Below are 16904 nucleotides of genomic sequence, written 5' to 3'. Positions count from 1 at the left end.
GCTCTTCGGGGAACCGCGCCGCGCTACGCGTCCAGCGACGTCATCACGTGCTTGATCCGCGTGTAGTCGTCGAAGCCGTACGCCGAAAGGTCCTTGCCGTAGCCGGACTTCTTGAAGCCGCCGTGCGGCATCTCGGCGACCAGCGGGATGTGGGCGTTGATCCACACACAGCCGAAGTCGAGCTTCTTCGACATCCGCATCGCACGGCCGTGGTCCTTGGTCCAGACGGACGAGGCGAGGGCGTACTCGACGCCGTTGGCGTACTCGACGGCCTGGTCCTCGTCGCGGAAGGACTGGACGGTGATGACCGGGCCGAAGACCTCGTTCTGGACGATCTCGTCGTCCTGCTTCAGGCCGGAGACGACGGTCGGGGCGTAGAAGTAGCCCTTGTCGCCGACCTGGTGACCGCCGGCCTCGACCTTGGCGTGCGCGGGCAGCCGCTCGATGAAGCCGGTGACCTGCTTGAGCTGGTTCGGGTTGTTCAGCGGGCCGTACAGCACGTCCTCGTCGTCCGGCTCACCGGTCTTGGTCTCGGCCGCGGCCTTGGCGAGCGCCTGCACGAACTCGTCGTGGATCGCCTCGTGCACCAGCACGCGGGTGGCCGCCGTGCAGTCCTGCCCGGCGTTGAAGAAGCCCGCCACGGAGATGTCCTCGACGGCCTTCGCGATGTCGGTGTCCTCGAAGACGACGACCGGCGCCTTGCCGCCCAGCTCCAGGTGGACCCGCTTGACGTCCTTGGCGGCGGACTCGGCCACCGACATGCCGGCGCGCACCGAGCCGGTGATGGAGGCCATCGCCGGAGTCGGGTGCTCGACCATCATGCGGCCGGTGTCACGGTCACCGCAGATCACGTTGAAGACGCCCTTGGGGAGGATCTCCCCGAGGATCTCCGCGATGAGCACGGTGGAGGCGGGCGTGGTGTCGGACGGCTTCAGCACGACGGTGTTGCCCGCCGCGATCGCCGGGGCGAACTTCCACACGGCCATCATCATCGGGTAGTTCCACGGCGCGACCTGCGCGCAGACGCCGACCGGCTCACGGCGGACGATCGAGGTCAGCCCCTCCATGTACTCACCGGCGGAGCGGCCCTCCAGCATCCGGGCCGCACCCGCGAAGAAGCGGATCTGGTCGACCATCGGCGGGATCTCCTCGGAGCGGGTCAGCCCGGTCGGCTTGCCCGTGTTCTCGACCTCGGCCGCGATCAGCTCCTCGGCGCGCGTCTCGAACGCGTCCGCGATCTTCAGGAGGGCCTTCTGCCGCTCGGCCGGGGTCGTGTCACGCCAGGCCGGGAACGCGGCCTCGGCGGCCGCCATCGCGGCGTCGACGTCGGCCTGCCCGGACAGCGGCGCGGTGGCGTACGCGTCGCCGGTCGCCGGGTTCACCACCTCGGTGGTCCGTCCGTCGGCGGCGTCCCGGAACTCTCCGTCGATGTAGTTGCGCAGACGACGCAGCTCGGTGCTCACTGCCGGCCCTCCAGGTTTCGGGTGTCCAATCACTGAGACACCCACCCTAATCGGTAGTCCCACGGTTTCAACACCCCCCGAGGCGCCAGATCTGCGATATCCGCAAGATTCGAACGCGCACACAACGAATTTCATCGATGCCGCCTTGCGAAACTGTCGAGACGTCGTGCACAGTGTGGCCGTGGCCAGTCGAAGCGCAGACCAGAGGAACTCGCGGGATCTCCGCGAGTCCTTTCGTGAGTCCTCCCGCGAGTCCCGGAACGGCACCCCCCAGCTGGACGCCGTCTCCCTCGCGATCATCGAACAGCTCCAGGAGGACGGCCGCCGGCCGTACGCCGCCATCGGCAAGGCCGTCGGCCTGTCCGAGGCAGCCGTGCGCCAGCGCGTCCAGAAGCTGCTCGACCAGGGCGTGATGCAGATCGTCGCCGTCACGGACCCGCTCACCGTGGGCTTCCGCCGGCAGGCGATGGTCGGGGTCAACGTCGAGGGCGACACGGAGAACGTGGCCGACGCTCTGACCGGCATGTCGGAAGTCGAGTACGTGGTGATGACCGCGGGCTCGTTCGACATCCTCGCCGAGATCGTCTGCGAGGACGACGACCACCTGCTGGACGTCATCAACAAACGCATCCGGGCGCTGCCCGGCGTGCGCTCCACCGAGAGCTTCGTCTACCTCAAGCTCAAGAAGCAGACCTACATGTGGGGAACCCGATAACCGTGAGTACCAAGGACCTCAGCAAATCCGCGTACGACCACCTGTGGATGCACTTCACCCGGATGTCCTCGTACGAGAACTCGCCCGTGCCGACGATCGTGCGCGGTGAGGGCACCTACATCTACGACGACAAGGGCAAGCGCTACCTCGACGGTCTGGCGGGTCTGTTCGTGGTCCAGGCCGGTCACGGCCGCGTCGAGCTCGCCGAGACCGCGTTCAAGCAGGCCCAGGAGCTGGCGTTCTTCCCCGTCTGGTCCTACGCCCACCCCAAGGCCGTCGAGCTGGCCGAGCGCCTCGCCGACCACGCCCCGGGCGATCTCAACAAGGTCTTCTTCACCACCGGCGGCGGCGAGGCCGTCGAGACCGCCTGGAAGCTCGCCAAGCAGTACTTCAAGCTGCAGGGCAAGCCGACCAAGTACAAGGTCATCTCCCGCGCGGTCGCCTACCACGGCACCCCGCAGGGCGCCCTGTCCATCACCGGCCTGCCCGCCCTGAAGGCCCCCTTCGAGCCGCTCGTCCCGGGCGCGCACAAGGTGCCGAACACCAACATCTACCGCGCCCCGATCCACGGCGACGACCCCGAGGCCTTCGGCCGCTGGGCCGCCGACCAGATCGAGCAGCAGATCCTCTTCGAGGGCCCGGAGACGGTCGCCGCCGTCTTCCTGGAGCCGGTGCAGAACGCCGGTGGCTGCTTCCCGCCGCCGCCCGGCTACTTCCAGCGCGTGCGCGAGATCTGCGACCAGTACGACGTACTGCTCGTGTCGGACGAGGTCATCTGCGCCTTCGGCCGGCTCGGCACGATGTTCGCCTGCGACAAGTTCGGCTACGTACCGGACATGATCACCTGCGCCAAGGGCATGACCTCGGGCTACTCCCCGATCGGCGCGTGCATCGTCTCCGACCGGCTCGCCGAGCCGTTCTACAAGGGCGACAACACCTTCCTGCACGGCTACACGTTCGGCGGCCACCCGGTCTCCGCAGCCGTGGGCATCGCCAACCTCGACCTCTTCGAGCGCGAGAACCTCACCCAGCACGTGCTCGACAACGAGGGCGCCTTCCTGCAGACCCTGCAGAAGCTGCACGACCTGCCGATCGTCGGCGACGTCCGCGGCAATGGCTTCTTCTACGGCATCGAGCTGGTGAAGGACAAGGCGACGAAGGAGTCCTTCAACGACGAGGAGACCGAGCGCGTCCTGTACGGCTTCCTGTCCAAGGCCCTGTTCGACAACGGCCTGTACTGCCGTGCCGACGACCGCGGCGACCCGGTCATCCAGCTCGCGCCGCCGCTGATCTCCAACCAGGAGACCTTCGACGAGATCGAGCAGATCCTGCGGGCCACCTTGACGGAGGCGTGGACGAAGCTGTGATCAGCTGACGCGGTGATCTTCCTTCGGGATGATCGTCGACGGCCCCGGCGCCGTCCGTTCGAGTGAGAACGGCGGCCCGGGGCCGTGTGCTGTCCGGGAGCCCGGTGGCCGCTGCCTAGCGTGCCCAGTGACCGATCGGCCCAGCCTTCGTTCCCCCGCACGAGGGACCCGGCACGGCACATACGGATCAGAACTGAGGTGTACGCCCATGGTGGCTCCGCCGGACAACGACGTCCTCTGGGCACGCGCCCTGCACTTCCAGCACCCCGACGGCACTCCTGCGCTCAGCGGCGTCTCGCTCGGCATCCAGGAAGCGGAGATCCTCGCCGTCACCGGCCCGCGCGGCAGCGGCAAGAGCACGCTCCTGGCCTGCCTGTCGGGCCTGCTGCGCCCCAAGGGCGGCGAGGTCTGGTTCAACAGCGTGCCCGTGCACACCATGGGCCCCGTCGCCCGCGAACGGCTGCGCCGCGACCGGTTCGGCTGGATCGACCCCGCCCCCGTCCTCGTACCGGAGCTGAACGTCTGGGAGAACGCCGCGCTCCCGCTGATGCTGCGCGGCACCAGCCGGCGGCGCGCCAAGACGGTGGCGCGGGAGTGGCTGGACCGCCTCGACGTCGGTGACTGCGCCGGCAAGCGCCCGCACGCACTGCGTCAGGCGGAGCGGCAGCGGGTGTGCATCGCCCGTGCGCTGGCTCCCGCGCCGACGGTCCTGTTCGCCGACGAGCCCACCGCGCCGCTGCACCACGCCGACCGCGGGCACGTGCTGCGCACCCTCACCACGGCGGCCCGCTCGCACGGCATCACCGTGGTCCTGGCCACCCATGACCCGACGACCGCGGCCCTCGCCGACCGTACGGTCTCCCTGCTGGACGGGCGGTGCGTCACCACCCTGCAGCTGCCGCCGGTCGCCGAGACGGAAGGCCGGGCCGCGTGCTCGCTCTCCGTCTGACCCGCAGCGCCCATCCGGCGGTCCAGCTGCGCCGGCTCCTCGTCGCGGCGGCATCGGCCGGCACGGGCTTCCTCCTGCTGTGCACCCTCGGCTACGCGCTCGGCCACCCGGACGATCCCCCCGCAGCAGTGCTCCGCCTGGCCTGGTGCACGGTCCCGCTGGCCGCCACGGTCCAGTTCGCCGTCGCCGTCGCCCGCACGGACCCGGGCACCCGCCCGCGCCCGGGTCTGTCGGCGATCGGCCTCGGCCCGGCCCGCCTGATGACCATCTCGGCCACGACGACGGCCCTGTCCACGGCCCTGGGCTCGATGCTGGCCCTGCTCTTCTTCCTGCACCTGCGCGGCACCATCACGGGCATGCCCTTCGACGGAGCGGGAGCCCAGTTCCTGGCGGCGGACCGGTCCCTCCCGGTGGCCGGCGCCCTGACCCTGCTCTGCCTGGTCCCGGCCGCCGCGTCCCTGTCGGTGGCCCTGGTCCTGCGCCCGCGCGAGGCCCGCCCGGCTCAGTCGGGCGGCGCGCGCACGGCGTTCGGCCGCTTCGGGGCGTACGGGACCGGGGCGATGCGGGAGACGTTCGGGGCGTACGGCCGTTTCGGCGCGCGTCTGCGGCGCGGCGCGGGCAACGACGAGCAGCGGGCGGACGGTGTCCCGGCGGCCACCGCCGGGGCCCCCGCCGCGGTGGCCGCCGAGCAGCCGGCCCTCCGCACGGCCGGGGTGGCACCCGTGCCGCGCAACGGCGACGCCCCGCAGGCACCGGACACCCAGGCGGACCCCCTGGGCCGGATGCCCGTCGCCCCCGAAGCCCAGGTCAGGCGGCCCAATCCCACCGCGGCCCTCCCGTGGGGCATCTCGACCCTCGCCGCCGGCCTCGCCGTGGAGGCCTACGCCGGCCACACCACCGCCACCACCGACATGCCCGGCGGCCTCACCAGCGGGCCCGTGGGCGTCCTCCTCGGCTGGCTCCTCACCGCCGTCGGCCTCGCCCTGGCCGGCCCCGGCCTCACCCATGTCTGCGGCCACCTCCTCCAGACCGTCCGCCCCGGCGCGCTGCGCCTGCTCGCGGGCCGCGTCCTGATGGAGGAGTCCTCCCGCATCGGCCGCCCCCTGGGCATCGTCTGCGCGGTCGCGTCGGCCGCCTACGCCATGGCCGCCCTGCAGAACCCGGACGGACCCACCTTCGGCCCCCTCACCACCCTCGGCGCGCTCCTCGTCGCCGGATGCACCCTGGCCACCCTGCTCACCGCCGCCGTGGAGGCCAAGCACGCCCGCGCCGACACCACGGCCGCCCTGCTCCGCCTCGGCGCCCCCACGACCATGCTGCGGGCCGCCGCCACGCTGCGCGCCGCCGCCCTGGTCGCCCTGTTCGCCCCGCTGACCCTGGTCGTCGCCACGCTCGCGGCGCAGCCGCTGACCCGCTGAGAAGTCCGTACGAAAAAAATCTCCGGCCGGCGATGAGTTCCGCACCGGCCCCCGGTCTGTCCCACCGAACGGCACAACACCGACGGGAGAGACCACAGATGTACCAGCAGATGATCTTCGTGAACCTGCCCGTGAACGACCTCGACGCCTCGAAGAAGTTCTTCACCCGGCTCGGCTACTCGCTCAACGAGCAGTTCAGCGACGAGACCGCCGCCTCGGTCGTGATCAGCGACACGATCGTGGCCATGCTGCTCACGAAGCAGAAGTACGGCGGGTTCACGAAGAAGGAGATCGTGGACGCGACGAAGTCCAGTCAGGTGCTGCTGTGCCTGAGCGCGGAGAGCCGCGAGAAGGTCGACGAGCTGGTGGACAACGCGATCGCGGCCGGCGGCTCGGCCACCGGCGAGACCCAGGACCACGGCTTCATGTACGGCCGTGCCTTCGACGACCTGGACGGGCACACCTGGGAGGTCGTGTGGATGGACCCGGCGGCCGTCGAGGGCTGAGCGACCAGCGCGCCTAGCATGGGCGGGTGCACTCGACACCACCCGCCCACGCCACCCACACCGCCTCCCACGACCGCGAGATCGAGTCCCTCGCCGAGTTCGACGAGGTCCTCGCCGCCCAGGGCACGCTGGCCCGATTCCGCGTCCAGGCCGTCGACCTGACAGCCCGTACGGACGCGCTGCTCTCCGTCGACGTCACCGGCGCCGTCTTCCTCGGCTGCGCCATGACCGACGCCGCGGCCACCCGGGTCGCCGGCGCCGGCGCCCTGGTCTTCCCGCCCATACCCGACCTGCCCTTCGACCCGTACCGCGGCTTCGTCTACACGCCCGACGAACTGTTCGAGGGCCTGGCGGAGGGTTACGAGGGCACCCCGGACGCGCTGTCCTACGCCTGGTTCCAGCGGACGAAGGCCGACGGCGACGTCTTCGCGTCGATGCTCCGCGCCGTGCACGACGACGCCGTCTCCGACGCGCTGGACGAACTCCTCTTCGGGGACCGGGTGGTGGGGGTCATGGGTGGGCACGCGATGGCGCGCGGCTCGGAGGCGTACGCCGGTGCCGCGCGCCTGGGTCGTGAGCTGGCGCGCGCCGGGTTCACCGTCGCCACCGGCGGCGGCCCCGGCGCGATGGAGGCGGCGAACCTCGGCGCCTACGCCGCCCCGCACGCCGACGGGATGCTGGACCAGGCGCTGCGACTCCTCGCGAAGACGCCGAGGTTCGTCCCTTCGATCACCGACTGGGCCCGTGCCGCGTTCGAGGTGCGGGAGCGCTGGCCGGACGGCGGGCCCTCGGTCGGCATCCCGACCTGGTTCTACGGCCACGAGCCGCCGAACGCCTTCGCCGCGCACATCGCCAAGTACTTCGCCAACGCCACCCGCGAGGACGGACTGCTGGCCCGCTGCACCGCGGGCGTGGTGTTCCTGCCGGGCGCCGCCGGCACCGTTCAGGAGATATTCGACAACGCGACGCCGAACTACTACGAGTCCCGCGGCGAACCCACCCCTATGGTGCTGGTCGACCGTGAGCACTGGACGGAGCGGCTCCCCACCTGGCCGCTGCTGCGGTCGCTGGCCCGGGAGCGGTCGATGGAGGCACGCATCGCGCTGGTCGACCGGATCGAGGAGGCTCCGGCCGCGTTGAAACGTCTGGGCAGTTAATAAGAGGGCAAAGGCAACCGCCGGGAGGCCCCGACGGATTGACACTGCTTATGGAGCGCTTATAAACCTGTGAGCCTCGTGGGGGTGGTGGGCCCGGCCGGTGCCGGCGCCTCATCTCCCCCTCAGCCCCCCGCAATTTGCGCATCCCATGAAGGACAAACGTGTCCATAAATCGCCGTAACGCACGCCGTTCCGTGCGCATCCTCGGTGTCACCGCCGCCTCGGCCGCGCTCGCGCTCGGTGTCGCGGGCAACGCGCTCGCCTGCAACATCAGTGAGTTCTCCGCCGCGGCGGAGTGCGAGGGCACCAAGGGCGTCATCACGGTCACCGACAAGGACCCGTCGGGGACCCCGGCGACCGTGTCGGTCTACCTGGAGAACAAGGGAGCCGACGAGCGGCTCGTCGGCTCCCAGGAGGTCAAGGGCTCGCGCGAGGGCGTCACGATCACCTTCGCCGAGGACTGGAAGCCGAACGCGACGTACCGCGTCCACGTCAAGGCCGGCAACCAGGTCGACGAGGACATCAAGCCCAACCTGGTCACCCCGGCCACGGCCTGCACCACCGAGGACACCCCGGAGCCGACGCCGTCGGAGACGGCACCGGAGCCCTCGGACACCCCCTCGGCCCCGGCCGAGTCCGACAGCCCTGCCCCGACGCCCTCCGAGGACGACAGCACCCCGCCCGCGGACGCCCCGAGCAACGCCCCCTCCCCCGCGGTCGGTGACTCCAACCTCGCCGAGACCGGCGCCAACTCCAGCACCGGCATGATCGCCGGCATCGCGGCGGCCCTGGTCGTCGTGGGTGGCGGCGCGGTCTTCCTCGGCATGCGCCGCCGTGGGGCGAACAGCGACCGCTGATCCCTCGCGCACGGTGTGAACGACGATGGCCCGTCCCCTTCGCAGGGGGCGGGCCATCCGCCGTACGAGCTCCCTCGTCTCCCTCAGGTTCCTCAGCTCCCTCAGGTATCTCAAACCCTCAGGTCCCTCAGCCGAATGTCGCCCGCTCCAGCCAGAACTCCAGCAACTCCCGCTCCCCCAGCACCTCCACCTCCGTACTGTCCAGCGGCAACCGCCGGTGGAACGCCGGCAGCACCGAGGTGAGCGGTCCGCGTAGCGCCACCGTCGCCTTCTCGTGCCCGCGCCGCCAGACCATCCCCTTCTCGGCCAGCTCGACCAGCCACTCGGCGTTCAGCTTCGGGCCGGCGTCCGTGGCGTGCAGATGGATGCTCCTCCCGGCGCCGCGCAGCTCCCGCGCCGCGTCCTGCGGCACAGTCCGCTGCGCGAACTCCACGATCTGCAGCCACTCGTCGATCGCGGCCGCGGCCACCTCGGGCGCCACCTCGTAGGGCCGCCCGGCGGCCAGTGCGGCGTCGGCCCGGTGGACGGTGATCTCGTGGGTCGTCCGCCGGGCCCAGAACCCGGCATCGGGCACTCCAGCCCACCCCCATACCGCGGCGTCCCGGCCCGCCTCCCGCAGCGTGCCCACGACCATCTCGCCGGTCGCTGCCAGCCAGGCGTCCAGCGCGGCCGCGTCCCCGCGAGCTTCGGGCCCCGCACCGCCGCACCTGCTCCTCCGGAATCTTCATCTCGGACCGGGTGCGCACGAGCAGTTCCACCTACCGCAGGGCCTGGCCCCCGGGCCGGTCGAGCTGTTCCAGGCTCCAGTCGGGGCAGGTCGGTACGGTGGCCGCCAGTTCGGTCCTCGAAGTCACACCGGTCATGTGCGAGTCGCGTCATGCCCGCACCCTACGAACACCCGGATCGGCCCAGCACGACGATCTCCGCCGCGTCGAACTCGACGCCCACGGTCACCCCCACCTCGGGCGCGTCCCGCAGCGCACACGCCGCCTCCAACCGCGGCGCACCGTCCACCGGTTGCAGATGTACGGCGACATGGGTGCCCTTGAACGTCCGCGCGGCCACCGTGCACCGCAGCCCGGCGTCCGGGGCGACCAGACGCACACCGGCGGGCCGTACGAGCACCGGCCGCGCCCCTTGCTCCGCGCCCTCCGGCACCGGCAGCTTCCCCCACACCGTGTCCGCGGCCTGCGCGCTCACCGTCGCTTCGGTGACGTTCTCGAAGCCCAGGAAGCGCGCCACGAACTCGTCCGCGGGCCGCTGCCACACCTGAAGCGGCGTACCTGACTGGGCGATGCGCCCGTCCCGCATCACCACCACCCGGTCGGCCAGCGCGAAGGCCTCCCCCTGGTCATGGGTCACCGCGAGCACGGTCGTCCCCAACCGGCCGAACAGCTCCCGCAGTTCCACGACGAGCCGTTCCCGCAGCGACCGGTCCAGCTGGCCGAGCGGCTCGTCCAGCATCAGCAGCCGGGGCCGGGGCGCCAGCGCCCGGGCCAGCGCCACGCGCTGCTGCTCACCGCCGGACAGCGCGGCGACCGCCCGGCGCGCGGCACCCGGCAGCCCGACGAGCTCCAGCAACTCCGTCACCCGCGCCTGCTGGTGTGCCTTAGGCGCCCCGCGCATCCGCAGCCCGAAGGCCACGTTGCCGCCCACGTCCCGCTGGGGGAACAGCTGATGGTCCTGGAACATCAACCCGACGCCCCGCTGATGCGCGGGCACACCGGACTGGTCGCGGCCGTCGAGCAGTACCCGCCCGGCGTCCAGCGGTTGCAGCCCGGCGACGGCACGCAACAGCGTCGACTTGCCGCTGCCGCTGGGCCCGAGCACGCACACCACCTCGTGCTCGGCGACCTCCAGGTCGACGTCGTCGAGTACCGGCCGCCCACCGAACCGCACGGTCGCGTTCTCCAGGCCGAGCAGCATCAGAACTCCCCCGTCCGGTCGGTCCGCAGCCGCTCCAGCACCAGCAGCGCCACCGCGCACACCACCATCAGAATCGTCGAAAGGGCCATCGCCTGGCCGTAGTTGAGGTCGCCGGGCCGTCCCAGCAGCCGCGCCACGGCGACCGGCAGCGTCGGGTTGTCCGGACGCGCGATGAACACCGTCGCCCCGAACTCCCCCAGCGAGACCGCGAAAGCGAACCCGGCTGCGACCAGCAGCGCCCGCCGCACCATCGGCAGATCCACCTCACGCCAGGCCCGCCACGGCGACGCCCCGAGCACCGCCGCCGCCTCACGCAGCCGTACGTCCACCGCCCGCAGCACCGGCAGCATGGTCCGCACGACGAACGGCACCCCGACCAGCGCCTGCGCCAGCGGCACCAGGATCCAGGAGGCACGCAGGTTCAGCGGCGGCTCGTCGAGCGCGATCAGGAACCCGAACCCGACCGTCACCGCGGAGACGCCCAGCGGCAGCATCAGCAGCGCGTCGAACCCGCGCACGAACCGGCCCGCGTCGCGCCGGGTCAGCGCCACCGCGGCGAGCCCGCCGACCAGCACGGCGATCGCGGTGGCGACGACCGCGTACGACAGCGAGTTGCCGATCGCGTCGATCGGCGGGACGAGGAAGGTGCCGCCGTCCTCGCTGGTCAGCGCCCGGTAGTAGCCGAAGCCGGGGGCATCGAGCGAGCGCTGCACCAGCACGGCCAGCGGCAGCAGGATCAGCAGGGCGACGACGGCCAGGACACCGGCGAGCAGTGCCCACTGCCCGGCCCCGCGCGGCCGGCGCGCGGTCACGGACGCGTCCACCAGCCGCAGGGCGGTCTCCCGTCGCCGTACGGTCCAGGCGTGCACGGCGAGCACCGCGCCCACCGCCGCGAACTGGACCATCGTCAGTACGGCGGCGGTGGCGAGGTCGAAGACCTCCGTGGTCTGCCGGTAGATCTCCACTTCGAGAGTGGAGAAGGTGGGACCGCCGAGGATCTGCACCACACCGAAGGAGGTGAAGGTGAACAGGAAGACCATCAGCGCGGCGGCGGCCACGGCCGGCCCCAGCGCGGGCAGGGTGACCCTCAGCCAGGCGCCCAGGCGTGAGGCGCCGAGCATCCGCGCGGCCTCCTCCTGGCGGGGGTCGAGCTGCGCCCAGAGCCCGCCCACCGTCCGGACGACGACCGCGTAGTTGAAGAAGACGTGCGCGAGCAGGATCGCCCACACCGTTGTGTCCAGCCGTACGCCCCACAGGTCGTCCAGCAGCCCGCCGCGCCCGACCAGCGCCAGGAACGCCGTTCCGACCACGACCGTCGGCAACACGAACGGCACCGTCACGACCGCCCGCAGCACCTGCTTGCCGGGGAAGTCGAGGCGGGCGAACACATAGGCGCCCGGCAGCGCGATCAGCAGCGTCAGCGCGGTCGAGGCGAGCGCCTGCCAGGTGGTGAACCACAGGACGTGCCGGATGTCGGACTGGGTGAGCACGTCGGCCAGCCGCCCGAACCGCCAGGTCCCATCGGCCTTCAGCCCACGGCCGACGATCGCGGCGACGGGGTAGGCGAAGAAGACCGCGAAGAACGCGACGGGCAGAGCGAGAAGCCCGAGCCGCGCCGCGTTCCCGCGCGCCTTGGAAGCCGTGCCGGCCCGTGCCTCGCGGCCTACTTCAGTACCAGCGACGTCCACGCCTTGACCCACTCGTCACGGTTTTCGGCGATCTTCGCCGGGTCCATGGTCTGGGGATCCTCGGCCTGCGGGCCGAACTTCACGAACTCCTGGGGCACCTGGGCGGCCTCCCGCACCGGGTAGACGAACATGTTCAGCGGCATGTCGTCCTGGAACTGCTTGGTGAGCATGAAGTCGAGGAGCGCCTTGCCGCCCTCGGGGTTCTTCGCGTTGCTGAGCAGCCCGGCGTACTCGACCTGGCGGAAGCAGGTGCCCATGGCCACGCCGGTCGGGGCGGTCTTCGGCTTCGGGTCGGCGAAGAGGACCTCGGCGGGCGGCGAGGAGGCGTAGGACACGACCAACGGCCGGTCGCCGCCGGCCTTCCTGCCGCTCGCGGAGCCCGAGAACTCCTCGTTGTACGCCTGCTCCCAGCCGTCGACGACCTTCACGCCGTTCGCCTTGAGCTTCTTCCAGTAGTCCGCCCAGCCGTCGTCGCCGTACTCGGCGGCGGTGCCGAGCAGGAAGCCGAGGCCGGGTGAGGAGGTGGAGGCGTTCTCGGTGACGAGGAGGTTCTTGTACGCGGGCTCGGCCAGGTCGTCGAGGGTCTTCGGCGGGGCCAGCTTCCGCTCGCTGAAGTAGGCCTTGTCGTAGTTGACGCAGATGTCGCCGGTGTCGACGGGCGTGACGCGGTGCTGCTCCTGGTCGGCCCGGTACTCGGGCAGGACCAGGTCGGCGCCCTTCGCCTGGTACGGCTGGAAGAGGCCGTTGTCGAGCGCGCGGGACAGCAGGGTGTTGTCGACGCCGAAGAGGACGTCCCCCTGCGGATTGTCCTTGGTCAGGACGGCCTTGTTGACGGCCTGGCCGGCGTCCCCGTCCTTGAGGACCCTGATCTCGTAGCCGGACTGCCTCTCGAAGGCGGCGATCACGCTCTTGGACACGACCCATGAGTCGTGGCTGACGAGGGTGACCGTCCTGGAGTCCGAGCCGTCGCCGCCGGACCCGGAGGACCCGCACGCGGACAGCGTGACCAGGCCCAGCCCGACGACGACGGCTGCGAACTTCTTGGTGTTGCTCACTGATTTCCTCCTGGCTGACCAGGAAGAGACGCGGCCCTGCCCGGGACCTGGAACGGGTTCCCGGGCAGGGCGCAACAGCTTGAGTGACGACCGATCTCCCTACCCAGAATGACCTGGGCGAGGTTCAGAGGGTCTGCGGACTGTCCCGCACTCTCAGCGCTGTGGCGCTCCCCTGCCGGAATATGAAGATGTGTACGGCGTCAGACTACCGCTCGGTGGCGGCCAGCTGACCACACGCCCCGTCGATCTCCTGACCACGGGTGTCCCGGATCGTCACCGGTACACCATGGGCGGCGATGGCCTCGACGAACGCCTTCTCGTCCTCGGGCCGGGACGCGGTCCACTTGGAGCCCGGAGTCGGGTTCAGCGGGATGAGGTTGACGTGCACGGGCTTGCCCTTGAGCAGCCGGCCGAGCCGGTCACCGCGCCAGGCCTGGTCGTTGATGTCTCGGATCAGCGCGTACTCGATGGACAGCCGCCGCCCGGACTTCTGGACGTAGTCGAACCCGGCGTCGAGCACCTCGCGCACCTTCCAGCGGGTGTTCACGGGGACGAGGGTGTCGCGCAGCTCGTCGTCCGGGGCGTGCAGCGAGATCGCCAGCCGGCACTTGAAGCCCTCGTCGGCGAAGCGGTGGATCGCCGGCACCAGTCCGACCGTCGAGACGGTGATCCCACGCTGCGACAGCCCGAGCCCGTCCGGCTCGGGGTCGGTCAGCGCGCGGACGGCCCCGACGACGCGCTTGTAGTTGGCCAGGGGCTCGCCCATGCCCATGAAAACGATGTTCGACAGCCGAGAGGGCCCGCCGGGCACCTCACCGTCGCGCAGCGCCCGCATGCCGTCCACGATCTGGTGGACGATCTCGGCGGTGGACAGGTTCCGGTCGAGTCCCGCCTGCCCCGTGGCGCAGAACGGGCAGTTCATCCCGCACCCGGCCTGCGAGCTGATACACATGGTCACCCGGTCCGGGTACCGCATCAGCACCGACTCGACGAGCGTCCCGTCGAACAGCCGCCACAGCGTCTTACGGGTGGTGCCCTCGTCCGTCGACAGATGCCGCACGACGGTCATGAGCTCCGGAAGCAAGGCCTCCCGCAGCTTGCCGCGCGACCCGGCGGGGATGTCGGTCCACTGCTCCGGATCGTGCGCGTACCGCGCGAAGTAGTGCTGCGAGAGCTGCTTGGCACGAAACGGCTTCTCACCGATCTCGGCAACGGCTTCCTTGCGCTCGGCAGGCGTGAGATCGGCAAGATGCCGCGGCGGCTTCTTGGCTCCGCGCGGGGCGACGAATGTGAGTTCTCCGGGCTTAGGCATGGCTGTACCAGTGTCGCAGATCGACTTGGGTGACCTGCGGCTGCCGCTGCCTACGACTGTCGTTAGTAGCCGTCACCGGTCGTTCACTGAGCGCCCGCGCCCGGCGTTTCAGCGCTCGCCGCGTATGCGACGGGAGGCACCAACGTCGTGCTCTGATCTATACCTCGTACAGCGCAGCAACCACGGTGCAGGCCTTCCTGAGAGTCATTCTCATCGGAGTTCGGCGGTCTGCGGATGTCGAGAACGTGCCACCGGCTCCGTCCCAGGGACATCAGCGGCCGCCACCGGCCGCACCAGGAAGAAGGAGAGACCAGCATGGCGATTCAGCGGATGGACAACGTCGGCATCGTCGTCGAGGACATGGAGGCCGCCATCGCCTTCTTCGTGGAACTCGGTATGGAGCTGGAGGGCAGGGCGGAGGCCGAGGGCCTCGTCGCCGACCAGTGCACCGGACTGGACGGCGTCCGCTGTGACATCGCGATGGTCCGGACCCCGGACGGTCACAGCCGGCTCGAGCTGGCGAAGTACCGCAGCCCCGCGGTGATCAGCGCCGGGCCGCGCAACCGGCCGCACAACATCCTGGGCACGCACCGCGTCATGTTCGCCGTCGACGACATCGAGGACACCCTTGCCCGCCTGCGCCCTCACGGCGCCGAACTCGTCGGCGAGATCGCCCGGTTCGAGGACAGCTATCTGCTCTGCTACCTCCGCGGCCCGGAGGGCATCATCGTCGGACTGGCCGAGGAACTGCGCTGAGAAGGAGGAACCGAACCAGGCAGCCGAACGGAAGCCATGAGACGGACCTCGGAGAGAGGTGACTTGATCGCGGAAGCCGGGGAGGACGGCAAGCATCAAGGCCGATCGCTACGAGGAGGAGAGGACATCCGCACCCGGGTGGGCCGCTCCTGCGTATCGCGACAGAATGGGTTCTGTCTGGCTTATTGCTCCAAATCGGAGGTCACCCATGAAGGATCTCAAGTTTGAGCAGAAGCGCTCGCTGTCACGCCATGAGGCCGCTGACCAGCTCACGGCGCTCGCAGAGGCGCTGAGGGAAGGCGGGGACGCCGAACTGGAACTCAGCCCCGGGACGCTGAGCCTGCGGATCCCCGACGACTTGCGCAGCGAGATCGAGGTGGAGATCGGCAGCGGGGAGATCGAGCTCGAGATCGAGCTCAAGTGGCCGACCGCGAAGACGCGGACAGCGCCATCCCGCACGGACTCGGGCACAGAGAGGGCACCGAGACGGAAGAGCGCCCCCTCCGGCGCGGCTCGGAGCGCCACGGAGACCAACAGGAACAAGAGCGCGAGGCAGTCCGCAACGAAGACACCCTGAGCGAGTGCTGCCGAAAGCCTCCCATGCGCCCCTTTGAGGCGCTCGGGCCTGTCCTCCATGCCGTCGACGCGGACCCCTCGGTGGACTCGAAAATCGAACACATGCTTGAATTCAGCCATGCGAACCTTCCCCGCCGACCTCGCCCAGGCGCAGCAGGAATGGAGCGCCACCTACCGGCAGCTCGCCGAACGGCCCGGCCGTGCCGAGCTGCGTCGGCGCCTGTACCGGCTGTCGACCCAGGTGTTCTTCCATCCCTACTGGCAGCAGCGGCGACCAAGGCCCGCAGCATGGTGGGAGCTGCGTGACCTGGGACAGCCGGGCAGGGGCCTGAGCGAGCGGCCGAGCCGGTGACCCGCCGGCATGCGGGGCCGCATGGCCCGGATGATCCTGAAGGCGTGTCCGGATCGATTCGCGTGACCGTGCATCCGCCGTCACCCACGGGCGGCCGGCGCGTGCGCGTGGACGGCGAGATTCTCGGGTTGGCCCACAACCTGGCCGACGTCGCGGAATTCCTCCGCCGAGCCGGGCTGGAGGTCGACCCGGCGGAGCTTGCGGAGGCGCCGTGGATCGACTGGCGAGGAGTGGGGCCTGACACCTGGGGCCCGGAGCCGACGACCTGAGACACCAGCGGCCGCACGCCTCATCGGCGCCCGTGTCTCACAAGGGCGTCGGGTCGTCCGGTCGGCCGCACCTGCATCCCGTCGCGGCGGCCACTTCCCCTTCGGTCTCGGCGCCCTTGCCGAGGGCGCCGGCGTCGGCCTTGACGACGTACACCTCCCACGGCTCGCGACCGGGGCCGTGGACCCACACCTTGTCCTGGAGGGCGTAGCAGCAGGTGGTGTCGCCCTCCTCGAAGGTGGCCAGGCCGGCGTCCCTCAGCCGGGTGGTGGCGGCGCCGACCTGCTCGGTGGACTCGACCTCGACGCCGAGGTGATCCAGGCGGGTCTCCTCGCCGGCCTCGCCCTCGATCAACACGAGCTTGAGCGGGGGCTCAGCGATGGCGAAGTTGGCGTAGCGCTCGCGGCGCTTGGCCGGTTCGACGCCGAAGAGCTTCGAGTAGAAGGCGATCGACGCTTCGAGGTCGCCGACGCGCAGGGCGAGCTGAGCACGAGACATGACTTGCCCCCATCCGCTTGTATCGATACCTGTCGATACAGA

General features: G+C 70.6%; 17 protein-coding genes, 1 pseudogene and 1 riboswitch. Of the genes and pseudogenes, 11 read left to right on the top strand and 7 right to left on the bottom strand.

What is annotated here, in order from left to right; genetic code table 11:
- Positions 1 to 23: 23 nt before the first annotated feature.
- Positions 24 to 1463 (bottom strand): gamma-aminobutyraldehyde dehydrogenase, encoded by a 1440-nt coding sequence (locus ACFV6X_RS07970; protein ID WP_385379244.1) that lies wholly within the window; start codon positions 1461 to 1463, stop codon positions 24 to 26.
- Positions 1464 to 1629: 166 nt separating this feature from the next.
- Here ACFV6X_RS07970 and ACFV6X_RS07965 point away from each other — a divergent pair, with 166 nt between their 5' ends.
- The 7 genes from ACFV6X_RS07965 (at position 1630) to ACFV6X_RS07935 (ending at position 8432) form a co-directional block, all read left to right on the top strand.
- The gene (locus ACFV6X_RS07965; protein ID WP_385379241.1) at positions 1630 to 2178 is read left to right on the top strand and encodes an Lrp/AsnC family transcriptional regulator; all 549 of its coding nucleotides are present in this window, start codon (positions 1630 to 1632) and stop codon (positions 2176 to 2178) included.
- The gene (locus tag ACFV6X_RS07960; RefSeq protein ID WP_385379238.1) at positions 2163 to 3545 is read left to right on the top strand and encodes an aspartate aminotransferase family protein; all 1383 of its coding nucleotides are present in this window, start codon (positions 2163 to 2165) and stop codon (positions 3543 to 3545) included. Before ACFV6X_RS07965 ends, ACFV6X_RS07960 begins: the two co-directional genes overlap by 16 nt.
- Before the next feature lie 208 nt (positions 3546 to 3753).
- Positions 3754 to 4494 (top strand): ABC transporter ATP-binding protein, encoded by a 741-nt coding sequence (locus tag ACFV6X_RS07955; protein ID WP_385379235.1) that lies wholly within the window; start codon positions 3754 to 3756, stop codon positions 4492 to 4494.
- Positions 4476 to 5912 (top strand): hypothetical protein, encoded by a 1437-nt coding sequence (locus ACFV6X_RS07950; protein ID WP_385379232.1) that lies wholly within the window; start codon positions 4476 to 4478, stop codon positions 5910 to 5912. The genes ACFV6X_RS07955 and ACFV6X_RS07950 overlap by 19 nt, the downstream gene beginning before the upstream one ends.
- Before the next feature lie 98 nt (positions 5913 to 6010).
- A complete protein-coding gene (locus ACFV6X_RS07945) occupies positions 6011 to 6418 on the top strand; it encodes a VOC family protein (RefSeq protein WP_385379229.1) in 408 nt (135 codons plus the stop codon).
- Between the two features lie 26 nt (positions 6419 to 6444).
- A complete protein-coding gene (locus ACFV6X_RS07940; RefSeq protein WP_385379226.1) occupies positions 6445 to 7575 on the top strand; it encodes an LOG family protein in 1131 nt (376 codons plus the stop codon).
- A gap of 161 nt (positions 7576 to 7736) precedes the next feature.
- A complete protein-coding gene (locus ACFV6X_RS07935; RefSeq protein WP_385379223.1) occupies positions 7737 to 8432 on the top strand; it encodes an LAETG motif-containing sortase-dependent surface protein in 696 nt (231 codons plus the stop codon).
- 127 nt (positions 8433 to 8559) lie between these two features.
- Here the strand turns inward: ACFV6X_RS07935 and ACFV6X_RS07930 are convergent.
- The 5 genes and pseudogenes from ACFV6X_RS07930 to rlmN all read right to left on the bottom strand — a co-directional run.
- Positions 8560 to 9286, bottom strand: a pseudogene (locus ACFV6X_RS07930) (maleylpyruvate isomerase N-terminal domain-containing protein); the annotation flags it as partial.
- Positions 9287 to 9320: 34 nt separating this feature from the next.
- Positions 9321 to 10358: an ABC transporter ATP-binding protein gene (locus ACFV6X_RS07925; protein ID WP_385379221.1), complete on the bottom strand. Its 1038-nt coding sequence runs from the start codon at positions 10356 to 10358 to the stop codon at positions 9321 to 9323.
- Positions 10358 to 12046 carry an ABC transporter permease gene (locus tag ACFV6X_RS07920; RefSeq protein WP_385379218.1) on the bottom strand — a complete coding sequence of 563 codons (1689 nt, stop codon included), beginning with the start codon at positions 12044 to 12046 and terminating at the stop codon, positions 10358 to 10360. The genes ACFV6X_RS07925 and ACFV6X_RS07920 overlap by 1 nt, the downstream gene beginning before the upstream one ends.
- Positions 12022 to 13101, bottom strand: coding sequence for a thiamine ABC transporter substrate binding subunit (locus ACFV6X_RS07915; RefSeq protein WP_385379215.1), 1080 nt, complete (start codon positions 13099 to 13101; stop codon positions 12022 to 12024). The genes ACFV6X_RS07920 and ACFV6X_RS07915 overlap by 25 nt, the downstream gene beginning before the upstream one ends.
- Before the next feature lie 78 nt (positions 13102 to 13179).
- Positions 13180 to 13285: riboswitch (TPP riboswitch) on the bottom strand.
- Between the two features lie 21 nt (positions 13286 to 13306).
- Positions 13307 to 14413 carry a 23S rRNA (adenine(2503)-C(2))-methyltransferase RlmN gene (gene rlmN, locus ACFV6X_RS07910; RefSeq protein WP_385379212.1) on the bottom strand — a complete coding sequence of 369 codons (1107 nt, stop codon included), beginning with the start codon at positions 14411 to 14413 and terminating at the stop codon, positions 13307 to 13309.
- A gap of 315 nt (positions 14414 to 14728) precedes the next feature.
- On the opposite strand from rlmN, the gene ACFV6X_RS07905 reads away from it, so the two are divergent.
- The 4 genes from ACFV6X_RS07905 (at position 14729) to ACFV6X_RS07890 (ending at position 16366) form a co-directional block, all read left to right on the top strand.
- On the top strand, positions 14729 to 15169 hold the full coding sequence (locus ACFV6X_RS07905) for a VOC family protein (RefSeq protein WP_385379209.1): 441 nt from the start codon (positions 14729 to 14731) through the stop codon (positions 15167 to 15169).
- Positions 15170 to 15377: 208 nt separating this feature from the next.
- Complete coding sequence (locus ACFV6X_RS07900; protein ID WP_385379206.1) at positions 15378 to 15746, top strand: amphi-Trp domain-containing protein; 369 nt, start codon at positions 15378 to 15380, stop codon at positions 15744 to 15746.
- A 117-nt stretch (positions 15747 to 15863) separates the two neighbouring features.
- Complete coding sequence (locus ACFV6X_RS07895; RefSeq protein WP_385379203.1) at positions 15864 to 16097, top strand: hypothetical protein; 234 nt, start codon at positions 15864 to 15866, stop codon at positions 16095 to 16097.
- A gap of 44 nt (positions 16098 to 16141) precedes the next feature.
- The gene (locus ACFV6X_RS07890) at positions 16142 to 16366 is read left to right on the top strand and encodes a hypothetical protein (protein ID WP_385379201.1); all 225 of its coding nucleotides are present in this window, start codon (positions 16142 to 16144) and stop codon (positions 16364 to 16366) included.
- A gap of 37 nt (positions 16367 to 16403) precedes the next feature.
- Here ACFV6X_RS07890 and ACFV6X_RS07885 read toward each other — a convergent pair whose 3' ends face one another.
- Complete coding sequence (locus ACFV6X_RS07885; protein ID WP_385379199.1) at positions 16404 to 16862, bottom strand: ArsI/CadI family heavy metal resistance metalloenzyme; 459 nt, start codon at positions 16860 to 16862, stop codon at positions 16404 to 16406.
- Between the last annotated feature and the right edge of the window lie 42 nt (positions 16863 to 16904).

The sequence above is a fragment of the Streptomyces sp. NPDC059861 genome (assembly GCF_042731435.1).
GTDB lineage: Bacteria > Actinomycetota > Actinomycetes > Streptomycetales > Streptomycetaceae > Streptomyces.
The sequence above is the reverse complement of the archived record's forward strand: the minus strand, read 5'-3'. Positions and strand labels throughout refer to the sequence as shown.